The sequence below is a fragment of the Caenimonas aquaedulcis genome (genome assembly GCF_015831345.1).
GTDB lineage: Bacteria > Pseudomonadota > Gammaproteobacteria > Burkholderiales > Burkholderiaceae_C > Ramlibacter > Ramlibacter aquaedulcis.
In genome coordinates this window covers 1,586,667-1,599,708 of the sequence record NZ_JADWYS010000001.1, presented here as the reverse complement: position 1 = coordinate 1,599,708, position 13,042 = coordinate 1,586,667, and the positions used below count along the sequence as shown (strand labels likewise).

Annotated in this window: 13 protein-coding genes; 10 read left to right on the top strand and 3 right to left on the bottom strand. The window is 69.5% G+C overall.

Translation table 11 applies throughout. The annotated features are described in order from the left end of the window. The first annotated feature begins 58 nt into the window (after positions 1 to 58). The 4 genes from hemC to I5803_RS07720 are packed head-to-tail and all read left to right on the top strand — an operon-like array spanning position 59 to position 4,076. Positions 59 to 961 carry a hydroxymethylbilane synthase gene (gene hemC / locus I5803_RS07735; RefSeq protein ID WP_196985796.1) on the top strand — a complete coding sequence of 301 codons (903 nt, stop codon included), beginning with the start codon at positions 59 to 61 and terminating at the stop codon, positions 959 to 961. A 7-nt stretch (positions 962 to 968) separates the two neighbouring features. Continuing rightward, entirely contained in the window at positions 969 to 1,739 is a 771-nt protein-coding gene (locus I5803_RS07730) for a uroporphyrinogen-III synthase (RefSeq protein WP_196985795.1), read from the top strand. Further along, entirely contained in the window at positions 1,736 to 2,818 is a 1,083-nt protein-coding gene (locus I5803_RS07725) for a uroporphyrinogen-III C-methyltransferase (RefSeq protein ID WP_196985794.1), read from the top strand. Before I5803_RS07730 ends, I5803_RS07725 begins: the two co-directional genes overlap by 4 nt. 4 nt (positions 2,819 to 2,822) lie before the next feature. Continuing rightward, positions 2,823 to 4,076, top strand: coding sequence for a heme biosynthesis protein HemY (locus I5803_RS07720; protein WP_196985793.1), 1,254 nt, complete (start codon positions 2,823 to 2,825; stop codon positions 4,074 to 4,076). An 18-nt stretch (positions 4,077 to 4,094) separates the two neighbouring features. Here I5803_RS07720 and I5803_RS07715 read toward each other — a convergent pair whose 3' ends face one another. Beyond that, positions 4,095 to 7,214 (bottom strand): Rne/Rng family ribonuclease, encoded by a 3,120-nt coding sequence (locus I5803_RS07715; protein ID WP_196985792.1) that lies wholly within the window; start codon positions 7,212 to 7,214, stop codon positions 4,095 to 4,097. A gap of 518 nt (positions 7,215 to 7,732) precedes the next feature. Between I5803_RS07715 and I5803_RS07710 the strand changes: the two genes are divergently transcribed. The 4 genes from I5803_RS07710 to I5803_RS07695 are packed head-to-tail and all read left to right on the top strand — an operon-like array spanning position 7,733 to position 10,747. Further along, positions 7,733 to 8,722, top strand: coding sequence for an RluA family pseudouridine synthase (locus tag I5803_RS07710; RefSeq protein ID WP_196985791.1), 990 nt, complete (start codon positions 7,733 to 7,735; stop codon positions 8,720 to 8,722). Next, entirely contained in the window at positions 8,694 to 9,362 is a 669-nt protein-coding gene (locus I5803_RS07705) for an HAD family hydrolase (RefSeq protein WP_196985790.1), read from the top strand. The genes I5803_RS07710 and I5803_RS07705 overlap by 29 nt, the downstream gene beginning before the upstream one ends. A 4-nt stretch (positions 9,363 to 9,366) precedes the next feature. Further along, the gene (locus I5803_RS07700; protein WP_196985789.1) at positions 9,367 to 9,735 is read left to right on the top strand and encodes a Rieske (2Fe-2S) protein; all 369 of its coding nucleotides are present in this window, start codon (positions 9,367 to 9,369) and stop codon (positions 9,733 to 9,735) included. Positions 9,736 to 9,739: 4 nt separating this feature from the next. Continuing rightward, positions 9,740 to 10,747 (top strand): S49 family peptidase, encoded by a 1,008-nt coding sequence (locus tag I5803_RS07695; RefSeq protein WP_196985788.1) that lies wholly within the window; start codon positions 9,740 to 9,742, stop codon positions 10,745 to 10,747. Between the two features lie 3 nt (positions 10,748 to 10,750). Here I5803_RS07695 and I5803_RS07690 read toward each other — a convergent pair whose 3' ends face one another. Continuing rightward, positions 10,751 to 11,518, bottom strand: coding sequence for an SAM-dependent methyltransferase (locus tag I5803_RS07690; protein ID WP_196985787.1), 768 nt, complete (start codon positions 11,516 to 11,518; stop codon positions 10,751 to 10,753). Further along, the gene (locus I5803_RS07685) at positions 11,518 to 12,123 is read right to left on the bottom strand and encodes a Maf family nucleotide pyrophosphatase (RefSeq protein ID WP_196985786.1); all 606 of its coding nucleotides are present in this window, start codon (positions 12,121 to 12,123) and stop codon (positions 11,518 to 11,520) included. The genes I5803_RS07690 and I5803_RS07685 overlap by 1 nt, the downstream gene beginning before the upstream one ends. 25 nt (positions 12,124 to 12,148) lie before the next feature. On the opposite strand from I5803_RS07685, the gene I5803_RS07680 reads away from it, so the two are divergent. Both I5803_RS07680 and rpmF read left to right on the top strand, forming a co-directional pair. Further along, positions 12,149 to 12,694, top strand: coding sequence for a YceD family protein (locus tag I5803_RS07680; RefSeq protein WP_196985785.1), 546 nt, complete (start codon positions 12,149 to 12,151; stop codon positions 12,692 to 12,694). Between the two features lie 131 nt (positions 12,695 to 12,825). After that, on the top strand, positions 12,826 to 13,008 hold the full coding sequence (gene rpmF, locus I5803_RS07675) for a 50S ribosomal protein L32 (RefSeq protein ID WP_196985784.1): 183 nt from the start codon (positions 12,826 to 12,828) through the stop codon (positions 13,006 to 13,008). Positions 13,009 to 13,042 lie beyond the last annotated feature (34 nt).

Below are 13,042 nucleotides of genomic sequence, written 5' to 3'. Positions count from 1 at the left end.
TTGGCAGCGTGCATGCTAGCATCCACTCCCCCCCAGGCATTTCCAACAGGTTACGAGATTGAGCAAGCTTGTCATCGCCACGCGCGAAAGCCGCCTTGCGCTTTGGCAGGCCGAACACGTCAAGTCGCTGCTCGAGGCGCGCGGCCACCAGGTGTCGCTGCTGGGCATGACGACGCGCGGCGACCAGATCCTCGACCGCAGCCTGAGCAAGGTCGGCGGCAAGGGCCTCTTCGTAAAGGAGCTCGAAGTCGCGCTCGAAGAGGGTCGCGCCGACCTCGCCGTGCATTCGCTCAAGGACGTGCCGATGGACCTGCCTGCCGGGTTTGCCCTCGCGTGCGTGATGGAGCGCGAGGACCCGCGCGATGCGTTCGTCTCCAGCCGCTATGCCGGCCTGGCCGAATTGCCGCAAGGCGCGGTGGTGGGGACGTCGAGCCTGCGCCGCGTCGTGCTGCTGCGCGCCATGCGCCCGGACCTGAAGATCGAGCCGCTGCGCGGCAACCTCGACACGCGGCTGCGCAAGCTCGACGAGGGGCAGTTCGACGCCATCGTGCTGGCGGCCGCGGGCCTCAAGCGCCTGGGCCTGGGCGAGCGCATCCGCGTGGCCTTCGAGCCGGAGGAGATGCTGCCCGCCGCGGGACAGGGCGCACTCGGGATCGAAGTCCTGTCGGCGCGCCGCGACCTGCTCGACGCGCTCGAGCCGCTGTCGCATCACGCCACCGCGCTGGCCGTCTCGGCCGAGCGCGCGGTGAGCCGCGCGATGGGCGGGAGCTGTTCGATGCCGCTCGCGGCCTTCGCGACCTTTTCCGGCGAGTTCCTCCAGCTGCGCGCGGCATGGGGAGACCCGGAAGGCGCCGTGCCGCCGGTGCGCGCGCAGTCGGCGCTGATCGCCGCGGATGTCTCGCAGGCGGCAGCGCTGGGGACGGCGGTGGCGATGCGCCTGCGCGAAGGCGGCGCGCGGTGACCCCGGCATGCGCGTGATCGTCACCCGCCCCGCCGCCGAGGCCGGCGCGTGGGTGAGCGGGCTGAGTCTGCAGGGCTTCGACGCCGTCTCGTTCCCGCTCATCGCCATCGAGCCGGTGGGCGATGCGCAGGCGCTCCAGCGGGCGTGGCGTGCGCTGGCTTCCATGCCCACGCGCGCAGTGATGTTCGTGAGCGGCAATGCGGTGCGGCACTTCTTCGCGCAGCGCCCGGCGGGTGCTTCCTGGCCGGTTCGCACCCGCGCCTGGGCCACGGGGAGCGGCACCCGGGACGCGTTGCTGGCCGCCGGTGTGGACGCCGCGTGGGTCGATGCACCGGCGGCAGACGCCGCGCAATTCGATTCGGAAACCCTGTGGCAGCGCGTGGCGTCGCAGATCCGGGCCGGCGACGCCGTCCTCATCGTGCGCGGCTCGGACGGCGATGGCGAGCCTGCGGGGCGCGACTGGCTCGCCGAACAGCTGGCAGCGGCGGGTGCGTCAGTGCAGTCGGTCGCTGCCTATGTGCGCCGCGCGCCGGTGTACGACGGCGCCGCCACGCGCGCGATTCGCATGCAATGGGCCGATGCCGTGTGGCTCTTCAGCAGTTCGCAGGCCGTTGCCAACCTGTCGTCGTTCGTCCCGGGTGCGGACTGGTCGAAGGCGCGCGCGATCGCGACGCATGCGCGCATCGCGGAGCGCGCACGGCGGGCAGGGTTCGGTGTTGTTTGCGAGTCACGACCGGGCCTCGACGCCGTGGTCGCGGCCCTAAAATCTTTGGGATGAGTGCAGAGCCCGCCGATCCCGCCAACGTGAGCCCCGTTCCCACGCTGGAGGTGGCGCAGCCGCCGCGCGACGGCGCAGCGAATGCCGGGAATGCGAACGTGGTGGTCGTGCGCGGTGTGATGTACTTCTTCCTCGCGCTGTCCGCGCTGGCGCTGGTCGCCAGCGGCCTGCTCTGGCAGAAGCTGTCGACCATCCAGGAGCAGCTCGCGCGGCAAAGCGCCGACAGCGGCGCCAGCGCCCTGGAGGCGCGCACGCTGGCCCGGCAGGCCCAGGAACTCGCGCGCGACACGGCCGCGCGGCAGGCGCTGACCGAAACGCGCCTGGGCGAGGTCGCGCTGCAGCGCACGCAGATCGAAGAGCTCATGCAGAGCCTGTCGCGCTCGCGGGACGAAAACCTCGTGGTGGACATCGAGTCGGCCCTGCGCCTTGCGCAGCAGCAGGCGCAGCTCACGGCCACCGTCGAGCCGCTGCTGGCCGAACTGCGCAACGCGGACAAGCGCCTCGACCGCGCAGCGCAACCGCGCCTGTCCCGTGTGCGCGCCGCGATCGCGCGCGACATCGATCGCGTCCGTGCCGCCAGCGTGACGGATGTGCCCAGCCTGCTCGTGAAGCTCGACGAACTGGCGAGGCAGGTCGATGAATTGCCGATGGCCAATGCGGTCGCGCCGGCGGGCCCGGCATCCGCCGCGAACAAGGCGGCCGTCCCGGCGGCGCTGCCGTGGTGGGAGCGCCTGCTGGCCGACGTCCGCGACGAAGCCCGCAACCTGGTCCGCGTGAGCCGGGTGGACCAGCCCGAGGCTGCGCTGCTCGCGCCCGAGCAGGCGTTCTTCCTGCGCGAGAACCTCAAGCTCAAATTGCTCAACGCGCGGCTCGCGCTGCTCGCGCGCCAGACCGATTCCGCGCGCGCGGACGTGGCCGCCTCCACCGCCGCGCTGCGTAAATACTTCGACCCGTCCGCGCGCAAGACGCAGGTCGCGATCGCCCTCGCGCAGCAGGTGCAGGCGCAGCTGCGCACGGTGGAACTCCCGCGCATCGACGAAACGCTGGCCGTCCTTGCGACCGCGGCAGCGGGCAGGTAGACGCATGCGCGCAGCCCTCTGGCTCCTGGCCCTGTTCGGCATCGCCGTCGCGATCGCCCTCTTTGCAAGCAACAGCCAGGGCACGGTCACGCTGTTCTGGCCCCCGTACCGCGTTGACGTGCGGCTCAACCTCGTGCTGCTGCTGCTGCTCGGCCTGTTCATGTTCGCGCACGCGGTGCTGCGCGCGCTTTCGGCCCTGTTCGACCTGCCGCGGCAGGCCCTGCGCTGGCGGGCCCTGCAGAAGGAGCGTTCGATGCACGGCTCCATCCTCGACGCGATCTCGCACCTCATCGCGGGGCGCTTCACCCGCGCGCGCAAGTCGGCGGAGATCGCGCTCGCGCAGGAGAAGTCGCTCACGGACGGCGGACAGGCGCCCACCAATGCCGCCCAGGTCCGCACGCTGGCCCACGTTCTGGCGGCCGAAAGCGCGCAATCGCTGCAGGACAAGGCAGGGCGCGACGAACACCTCAAGTCCGCGCTCGAGCAGGGCACCTCGCGCGACGCGCAGGAGACGCACGAGGGCGCCCTGATGCGCGCGGCACGCTGGTCGCTGGACGACCACGAACCGGTGGCCGCGATGAACTGGCTCAAGGGCTTGCCGCAGGGCGCCGCGCGCCGCACGCTCGCGCTGCGCATGCGCCTGAAGGCCGCGCGCCTGTCGCAGAGCACCGGCGAGGCGCTGGAGACGGCCCGCCTGCTCGCGAAGCACCGCGCTTTTTCGGCGGGCGCGGCGGCCAGCATCGTGCGGGGGCTGGCGATCGACCTGCTCAACGGCGCGCACGACGTGAACCAGCTGCAGCGTGCGTGGGCGTCGCTCGAACCGTCGGAGCGCGCGATGCCGGAGCTCGCCGTGCATGCGGCGCAACGCCTGATCACCCTGGGCGGCGACGCGCACCTTGCGCGAGACTGGCTGTTGCCGGTCTGGGAGCGCCAGGGCGAGCTCGGGGAGACATTGAAGGTGAAGCTCGTGCGCGCGCTGGAAGCCGGGCTGGACAGCCTGGACGGCGCGTGGCTCGCGCGCATCGAAGCCGCGCAGCGCGCCAATCCGCGCGACGCGACCTTGCAATACCTGGCGGGAATGGCGTGCATGAAGCGCCAGCTCTGGGGCAAGGCGCAACAACTCATGTCGCAGGCCGCGATGGGCCTGAAGGATGCGAGGCTGCATCGCAATGCGTGGCGAGCCCTCGCCCTGCTGGCCGAGGAGCGCGGCGACGAGCAAACCGCCGCGCAGGCCTGGAAGCGCGCGGCCAGCGACTAGCCGGCCGCGCTGTCCGGGTTACAGCGGCAGCGACGTCTGCTCGAACGGCAGCTTCATCTCGCCGAGATCGCGCCGCGTTTCCACCAGCACCAGCGGACCTTCATCGATGACGACCGCAGGCGGACGCTCGCGGGGCACGCGGACCGGCTTCGGCTCCGCAGCGATCGCTGCCTGCACGGCGGCGATCTTCGCGGCGTCCGAGTTCACCCATTGCAGGCCCGAGCCTTCCGCGACCTGCACCAGTTCCTGCACGGGCAGCTGGAAGGGCTGGACCTTGGGCAATTCGCGCGCGGCAGCAGCGGGTGCGGCGGGCGCCGGCACGGGTGCGGCAACGGGGCGGGGCGCAGGCGTGTACGCGACCGGCGCCGGCGCCTCGGCCTGCAACGGAGCTTGCGCCGGCTCAGCGACGGTGGACGCCGCGTAGGGCGCCGGCTCGGAGGCGGGCTCGCCCTCGTCGTTCACGAAGCCGGTCGGGTAGCGCACGCGCGATTCCTGTTGCTGCGCATCGGGTGCGGCACCTTCTTCGCGGGGTGCGCGGTCGCCGCCGCGTTCGCGGCGGTCGCGGCCATAGCGGTCACGCGAGCGGCGGCGTTCCTCTCCACCGTTTCCAGCCTGCTGGCCATCCTGCGCCGCGTCCTGGTGGGTATGCGACTCGAGCACCGGGTCGGCCGCCGGTGCTTGTTGGCCACCTGTGTCGGCCACCATGCCGACAGACGCTGCAGCCCCTGCGAGCGCGGCTGCACCGGCAACTTCCTCACCGGGCGCCTGCTCGCGCGGACCGCGGTCGCCGCCGCGGCCGCCGCGGCGTCCACGGCTTTCGCCGCGCTCACCACGCTCACCGCGTTGCTCCGTGCTTTCTCCGCGGCCTTCCGGGCGGGTTTCACCGCGGCCTTCGCCGCGGACATCCGGACGCTCGCCGCGCGGCGGCCGGTCCTGCCTGGCTTCGCGCGGTGCGCCTTCGTTCGACGCGGGCATGCCCGCGGCAGCGCCTTCCACCGGACGGCGTTCGCCGTCGCGGCGGTCGCGCGATCCGTTGCGCTCGCCGCCGCGTTCCGCGCGTTCGCCACGCGGCTCGCCCCGGCGCTGGTCGCCCTGCTGGCGTCCGCCCTCGTTGCGGGCTTGCCCCTCGGTACCTGCTTCGGCGCGGTCGCGGCGCGGCTCGCCTTCGCGGCGCGCTTCACTGTCGCGGCGCTGTTCGCCGCCCTGGCCACGGCCTTCGCCGCGGCGTCCATCGCGGCGCTCGCCATCGCGGCCGCGGCCGCCACGGCGGTTGCCGTCGCCCCGCGCGCCGTCGCGCGCGCCTTCGCGCTTGTCCTCGCGCTTCGGCTCGGCGGCCGGAGCGGCCGCGACCGGCGCGGGCGCCGGCGCGGCACCGAAGAGGCTCTTGAGCCAGCCCATGAATCCCTGCTCGGCCGGGACCGGCGCCGGCGCGGGCGCCTGCGCGGGAGCGGGCTTGCGCGCTGCGGCGGGTTCCGCCGCCTTCACGGGTTCGGCGGCCTTCACGGGTTCCGGCTTCGGCGGAACGATCGGTGCGGGTGCGTCCGGCAGCACACCCTTGATTACGGGCTCCTGCTTGTTGGTGCGCTCGTGCGAGCGGCGCGTGACGGCCGTGGGGTCTTCGATTTCCTCAGCCATGTGGTAGCTCGCCTGCAGGTTGTCCAGGCGCGGGTCGTCGTGCTTCAGGCGCTCGAGCCGGTAATTCGGCGTCTCCAGCGTCTTGTTGGGCACCATGATCACGTTCAGGCGCTGCTTGAGCTCGATCTTCGCGATCTCGGCGCGCTTTTCGTTGAGCAGGAAGGATGCGACTTCCACCGGCACCTGCACATGGACGGCGGCCGTGCCGTCCTTCATCGATTCTTCCTGGATGATCCGCAGGATCTGCAGCGCGGAGCTTTCCGTGTCTCGGATGTGGCCGTGGCCGCCGCAGCGCGGGCAGGGGATGGATGCGCCTTCGGACAGGGCGGGGCGCAGGCGCTGGCGGCTCATCTCCATCAGGCCGAACTTGCTGATCGTGCCGAACTGCACGCGGGCGCGGTCCTGGCGCAGCGCGTCGCGCAGGCGGTTTTCCACTTCGCGGCGGTTCTTCGACTCTTCCATGTCGATGAAGTCGATGACGATCAGGCCGCCCAGGTCGCGCAGGCGCATCTGGCGGGCCACTTCGTCGGCGGCTTCGAGGTTGGTGCGCGTCGCGGTTTCCTCGATGTCGCCGCCCTTGATGGCGCGCGCCGAGTTGACGTCGATGGACACCAGCGCTTCGGTGTGGTCGATCACGACCACGCCACCGGACGGCAGCTTCACTTCGCGCGCATAGGCCGATTCGATCTGGTGCTCGATCTGGAAGCGCGAGAAGAGGGGCGCGTCGTCGCGGTAGCGCTTCACGCGCGCCGCGTGCTCGGGCATCACGTGCGCCATGAACTGCTGCGCCTGGTCGTAGATGTCGTCGGTGTCGATCAGGATGTCGCCGATGTCGTGGTTGAAATAATCACGGATGGCGCGGATGACGAGCGACGATTCCTGGTAGATCAGGAAGGCGCCCTTGCCGCCCTTGGACGCGCCGTCGATGGCGCCCCAGAGCTTGAGCAGGTAATTCAGGTCCCACTGGAGTTCGGGCGCGCTGCGGCCGATGCCGGCGGTGCGCGCGATGATGGACATGCCGTTCGGATACTCCAGCTGGTCCATGTTCTCCTTGAGCTCGGCCCGGTCCTCGCCCTCGATGCGGCGCGAGACGCCGCCGCCGCGCGGGTTGTTGGGCATGAGCACCACATAGCGGCCCGCGAGCGACACGAAGGTGGTGAGGGCCGCGCCCTTGTTCCCGCGTTCTTCCTTTTCGACCTGGACCAGCAGTTCCTGGCCCTCGCGGATCACGTCGTTGATGCGGGCCTGGTTGACCGGCACGCCCTGGGCGAAGTAGGTGCGGGAGATTTCCTTGAACGGCAGGAAGCCGTGGCGGTCTTCGCCGTAGTCGACGAAGCAGGCTTCGAGCGAGGGCTCGACGCGCGTGACGACGGCCTTGTAGATGTTGCCCTTGCGCTGTTCGCGCCCTTCGATTTCGATTTCGTAGTCGAGGAGTTTTTGTCCGTCGACGATCGCCAGCCGGCGTTCTTCCGCCTGCGTGGCGTTGATCAGCATCCGCTTCATAGCGTCACCTTCTTTTGCATGTGTCATCACAGACCCGCTCTGGGGTCAACGATGCCGGGCAGGCGCCTTGAAACGAATGGAATTGCCGCGGATGCGCGCGCTTACCGAGACGGGCTCGGTTGGCGTGGCAAGGGCTCGTGGAGCAGGGCGAGAGGGGGGCCGCCGTATCGGCGGTGCCCGGGCGCCGCATGTTTCGCGGCGGGCCGGGGCCCCGTGAGGCGTGCGGACGGCGGTACACGGGCTTCGGCCGGGGCTATGAGCCACCGCCAGCAGGCCAGGAGTATCGCCATCAACACAGGGGTTCTCGCTTTGTCCGTCCGGCAAGCCTGGGCTTGCGGACTGTTATTCCGTATCGGTGTTTCAAAGTGCCGGCTTGACCCCGACCTGGACGGGCCATCGCCAGCGATGGCTGGCAAATCTGCGCGTCCGGAGCAAGGTGGCATCGACCTTCCAGCGCAACCCGGGCCGATGCGTGGACTAAACTCCAAGGCAAATCAACCACTTACAGCGTTACGCTAGTGAAACACATTATAGGGGGCGATCCGCCCCCTGCAAGCGCGCAGGTGAAATTCGTGACGGTCGAGGAGGATTCGGCCGGCCAGCGGCTCGACAACTTCCTCATCCGCGAGCTGAAGGGCGTGCCCAAGACGCATGTATACCGCATCATCCGCAGCGGCGAAGTGCGCGTGAACAAGGGGCGGGCCGGCGCCGATACCCGAGTGGCGGCCGGCGACGTCGTCAGGCTGCCCCCGGTGCGGGTCTCGGACAGGATCGCGGAGAAGCTGGAGCGGCCCGCGCCCGCGCGTGAGTTTCCTGTCCTGCTGGAAGACGAGCACCTGATTGCCATCGACAAACCCGCGGGCGTGGCTGTGCACGGCGGCAGCGGCGTGAGTTTCGGAGTGATCGAGCAGTTGCGGCAGGCCCGGCCCGGCGCGAAGTTCCTGGAGCTCGTCCACCGGCTCGACCGCGAGACTTCGGGCATCCTGCTGGTGGCCAAGAAGCGCTCGGCGCTGACGCGCCTGCAGGACCAGTTCCGCGAGCGCGAAACCGGCAAGACCTACCTCGCGCTCGTCAATGGCGCATGGCCGGCCAGCAAGAAGGTCATCGACCTGCCGCTGCACAAGTACCTGCAGGACGACGGAGAGCGGCGCGTGAAGGTGGTGGCGAAGGACGATCCGGACGGCATGCGCTCGATCACGCTCGTGAAGGTCGCGCGCAAGCTGGAGGGGCTGACGCTGCTGGAAGTGACCATCAAGACGGGACGGACGCACCAGATCCGGGTGCATCTCGCATCCCAGGGCCACCCGATCGCCGGCGACGACAAGTACGGGGATTTCGAGGCGAACCGGCAGTTGCACAAACAGGGGCTCAAACGCATGTTCCTGCATGCGTGGCGGTTACAGTTCGATCATCCCGCCACCTCGGAACGCGTCGAACTGATCGCCCCGCTGCCGGCGGAATTGCAGAAGTTCGCCGACCATGCCCACGCCCCGTCCCCGCCGGTTTGACCTCATCGCCTTCGACTGGGATGGCACCCTGTTCGATTCCACGCAGATCATCGTGCGCTGCATCCAGCAGGCAGTGGTCGACGTGGGCGGGGCGATGCCGACCGACAAGGCTGCGGCTTACGTGATCGGCATGGGGCTCATGCAGGCGCTCGCGCACGCGGCGCCCGACGTGCCGGAATCGAAGTATGCGGAGCTCGGCGCACGCTACCGCCACCACTACCTGGCCCGGCAGAACGACCTCATGCTGTTCGAAGGGGTGCTCGGCCTGCTCGACGACCTGAAGGCACAGCAGCACCTGCTCGCGGTGGCGACGGGCAAATCGCGCCGCGGCCTCGACGACGCGTTGCACAGCGTCCAGCTCAAGGGCGTGTTCGACGGATCGCGCACCGCCGACGAGACCGCGGGCAAGCCCCATCCGCGCATGCTCCATGAGTTGATGCAGGAATTCGGCACCGAGCCGTCGCGCACCCTGATGATCGGCGACACGACCCACGACCTGCAGATGGCCGTCAATGCGGGCTGCCCGTCGGTGGGGGTGAGCTACGGTGCCCACGAACCCGGCGAGTTCGGCGCGCTGAACCCGCTGTTCATCGCGCATTCGGTGGCCGACCTGCGCGCCTGGCTCCTCGCGAACGCGTGAGGCCATGGGCGACGAGCTCATTCCCCTGTGCAACGCCTCGGACCTGGCCGAGGGCGGCGACGCCGTGCCTTTCGACGTCGTGTTCGGCGGGCAGACCTGCCGCGCCTTCGCGATCCGGTTCGAAGGTGCCGTGCACGCCTACCTGAACCGCTGCACGCACGTATCGATGGAGCTCGACTGGCAGCCCAACCGCTTCTTCGACGACACCGGCCGCTGGCTCCTCTGCAGCACGCATGGCGCGGCCTACCGGCCGGACACCGGCGATTGCGCGGGCGGCCCCTGCCGCGGGGGACTCGTGAAGATCGCCCTCACCGAGCGTGATGGCGTGGTCCACTGGCATACTGCCTACAACCTGAAACCCGTCGAGTTCTGAACACATGGACGAAACCCTGCCGCCCGAGCCTCCGGCTCCTTCTTCACGCGCCGCCGCGTACAACGAGTCCGACCGCACCACGGCCCCCGGGCTGTGGGAGCGCACCACGATGGAAAAACTCGTGTTCGAGACGCTGCGGGAGCAGCGGGCCGCGCGCCGCTGGCGCGCCTTCAGGAGCCTCGCCTGGCTCACGTTCTTCGTGTTCCTGGTGTGGGGCTTGACGCACCGCGGCAGCGCAAGCACGGACAAATCCACCCCGCATACCGCGGTGATCGAGATCAAGGGCGAGATTGCCTCGGGCAGCGACGCCAGTGCGGAGGCCGTGACTGCGGCGATGCGCACGGCGTTCGAGGACAACGGCGCCCAGGCGCTGGTGCTGCTCATCAACTCGCCGGGCGGCAGCCCGGTGCAGGCGGGGATCATCAACGACGAGATCAAGCGCCTGCGGGTCAAGTACAAGAAGCCCGTCTACGCCGTCGTCGAGGAATCCTGTGCGTCGGCCGCCTATTACATCGCCGCGGCGACCGACAAGATCTTCGTGGACAAGGCGAGCATCGTCGGCAGCATCGGCGTGCTGATGGACGGGTTCGGCTTCACGGGCCTCATGGACAAGCTGGGTGTCGAGCGCCGCCTCATGACGGCGGGGGAGAACAAGGGATTCCTCGATCCGTTCAGCCCGCAGACCGAAAAGCATCGGGTGTTCGCACAGGCGATGCTGGACACGATCCACAAGCAGTTCATCGACGCGGTGAAAGCCGGGCGCGGCAAGCGGCTCAAGGAGACCCCCGAACTCTTCACCGGCCTGTTCTGGACGGGCCAGCAGGCGGTGGAGATGGGCCTCGCCGACCAGCTGGGCAACCTGGACTTCGTTGCGCGTGAGGTGGTGAAGGCGGAGGAGCTGGTCGATTACACGCGCCGCGACAACGTCGCCGAGCGCCTGGCGAAGAAATTCGGCGCGGCCATGGGCGAGGGCGCCATCCGCGCGCTCAAGGCGATTCCGGCGATCCGCTGAGCGTCAGCGCCCGATGGCGAAGACGGCCGGCGTGTCGTTGGACACCGGCGACGCCTCGTGGCGCCATTGCGCGATGGACAAGCTCCGCACCTGCGCGTCGGGCATGGTGAGCGAGCTGCCCGCCGCGAGCCGCGTGCCAGGCTGCAGCGACTTGACGAGCGCGTCCCAGATCGCGGCGTTGCGGTAGGGGGTTTCGATGAACAGCTGCGTCTGGCCGGTCTTTTGCACCAGGTTCTCCAATTCCCGCAGGCGCTGCGCGCGCTGGATGGAATCCTGCGGCAGGTAACCCACGAAAGCGAAGTTCTGCCCGTTCATGCCGCTCGCGGCGAGCAGCAGCAGAAGCGACACCGGACCCACGAGGGGCGCCACGCGCAGGCCGAGGTCGTGCGCGGCGCGGACCACCGAGGAGCCCGGGTCCGCGATCGCGGGCATCCCCGCCTCGCTCAGCAGCCCGATGTCGTGTCCAGAGAGAGCCGCAGTCAACATCGGGCGGGCGTCGAAAGCCACCGCGTGGTCGCCCTTCTTGTGCACTTCGCGCGGCAGTTCGACGATCTGCTGTTCGCGCAGCGGCAGCGACAGCGGATGCAGTTCCGCGATGCGGTTGAGATAGGCGCGCGCGGACTTGGCGTTCTCGCAAATCCAGTGCGACAACGCCGATGCCTGGAGCAAGGTGGCCTGCGGCATCACATCCGCGAGCGGCGCCTGCACCGCGCAGCCGAAATCGAGCGGCGCGGGCACGAGGTAGAGGGCTCCCTTGCCGGTGTCGTGCATCACGGCACCTTCACGCCGGCGGCGCGGATCATGCGGCAGGTACGGATGAGGGGCAGTCCGATCAACGCGGTGGGGTCGTCGCTCTCGATGGCGTCGACCACCGCGATCCCCAGGCCTTCGCTGCGTGCGCTGCCTGCGCAGTCGTAGGGCTGGTCCAGCCGCAGGTAGTTTTCGATCTCTTCGTCGCTGAGTTCGCGAAACCGAACCTTCACCGGGGCCAGCTCGACCGCCTCGAATCCCGCATCCGTGCAGACCACGGCCACCGCGGTCTGGAACACGACCGCGCGCCCGCGCATTCGCCGAAGCTGGATCACGGCGTTGTCATGCGTTCCGGGCTTGCCCAGGGGCTCGCCGTCGAAATCGCAGACCTGGTCCGAGCCGATCACGATGGCGCCGGGATGCATGGCGGCCACGGCGCGGGCCTTGGCCAATGCCAGGCGCCGGGCGAGTTCGTCGGGGCGCTCGCCGGGGCGGGGCGTTTCATCCACGTCGGGCGCGGCGACATCGAACGGGATCCGCAGCCGCTCCATGAGCTCGCGGCGGTAGCGTGACGTGGAGCCCAGCACGAGCCGGCGGGGTGGGGCAGGGGTGGGAGCCTCGGACATGGCGCGATTCTCTTACACTGGGCCGATGACCAAGGAGTTCCCGCCGCGCCGCCTGGATGTGAAAGCTTTCGCCGAGGCCGGTGCCACGCTGCGCGGCGAGGAGCCGCTTGCCCGCTACGCCAGGCTGGTGGCCGAGACCCAGGACACGGAATCTCCGGCGCCCGTCGTCTGGTCGGCCACGGGGGAGATGCGCAACCCCGGCCATGTGAATCCCGAGATCTGGCTTCACCTCGAGGCCGGGGCGGTGCTCGCTTTGACCTGCCAGCGATGCCTGGGTCCCGTGGACGTGAACGTGACGACGGATCGCCGTTTCCGTTTCGTCGCCGACGAAAACCTCGCGGCCGCGCAGGATGAGGAGGCCGAGGAAGACGTGCTGGCCTTGTCGCGGGAGTTCGACCTGCTGGAGCTGGTCGAGGATGAGCTGCTGATGGAAACCCCTCTCGCCCCCCGCCACGACGTGTGCCCGCAGCAGCTGTCCATGAGCGTGGCGGACGAGGATTTCGACGCGGGGGCGGGCGCGCGGGAAAATCCCTTTGCGGTCCTGGGCAAGCTCAAGGGCGGCTCCACCTAGACACGCGGCGCATTCAGGAGTTGGGCTATAATCATGGGCTTTTCCGCCAGTGCCACCCTCGCTGGCCCCTACCCACCCTTTTCGACCCCGGGCGCTCCCTGCGCGGGGTTCAACGTACCGAGGAGCCCCTCATGGCCGTCCAGCAGAACAAGAAATCGCCGTCCAAGCGCGGCATGCACCGCTCGCACAACGCCCTCGTGGTGCCGGGCATCGCGGTGGAACCCACCACCGGCGAAACCCACCTGCGCCACCACATCAGCCCGACGGGCTTCTATCGTGGCCGCAAGGTGCTCAAGACCAAAGACGAGTCCTGATACCCCCGGCCTGATACGGCTCGCACTGAACCGG

Bases quoted from the DNA above. Each gene is read 5' to 3' on its own strand.
- I5803_RS07705 (WP_196985790.1), top strand. From the start codon at position 8,694: ATGCCCACGCCCCGTCCCCGCCGGTTTGACCTCATCGCCTTCGACTGG.
- I5803_RS07720 (WP_196985793.1), top strand. From the start codon at position 2,823: ATGCGCGCAGCCCTCTGGCTCCTGGCCCTGTTCGGCATCGCCGTCGCG.
- I5803_RS07685 (WP_196985786.1), bottom strand. From the start codon at position 12,123: ATGTCCGAGGCTCCCACCCCTGCCCCACCCCGCCGGCTCGTGCTGGGC.
- I5803_RS07730 (WP_196985795.1), top strand. From the start codon at position 969: ATGCGCGTGATCGTCACCCGCCCCGCCGCCGAGGCCGGCGCGTGGGTG.
- I5803_RS07695 (WP_196985788.1), top strand. From the start codon at position 9,740: ATGGACGAAACCCTGCCGCCCGAGCCTCCGGCTCCTTCTTCACGCGCC.
- rpmF (WP_196985784.1), top strand. From the start codon at position 12,826: ATGGCCGTCCAGCAGAACAAGAAATCGCCGTCCAAGCGCGGCATGCAC.
- I5803_RS07690 (WP_196985787.1), bottom strand. From the start codon at position 11,518: ATGCACGACACCGGCAAGGGAGCCCTCTACCTCGTGCCCGCGCCGCTC.
- I5803_RS07715 (WP_196985792.1), bottom strand. From the start codon at position 7,214: ATGAAGCGGATGCTGATCAACGCCACGCAGGCGGAAGAACGCCGGCTG.
- I5803_RS07680 (WP_196985785.1), top strand. From the start codon at position 12,149: ATGACCAAGGAGTTCCCGCCGCGCCGCCTGGATGTGAAAGCTTTCGCC.
- I5803_RS07700 (WP_196985789.1), top strand. From the start codon at position 9,367: ATGGGCGACGAGCTCATTCCCCTGTGCAACGCCTCGGACCTGGCCGAG.
- I5803_RS07725 (WP_196985794.1), top strand. From the start codon at position 1,736: ATGAGTGCAGAGCCCGCCGATCCCGCCAACGTGAGCCCCGTTCCCACG.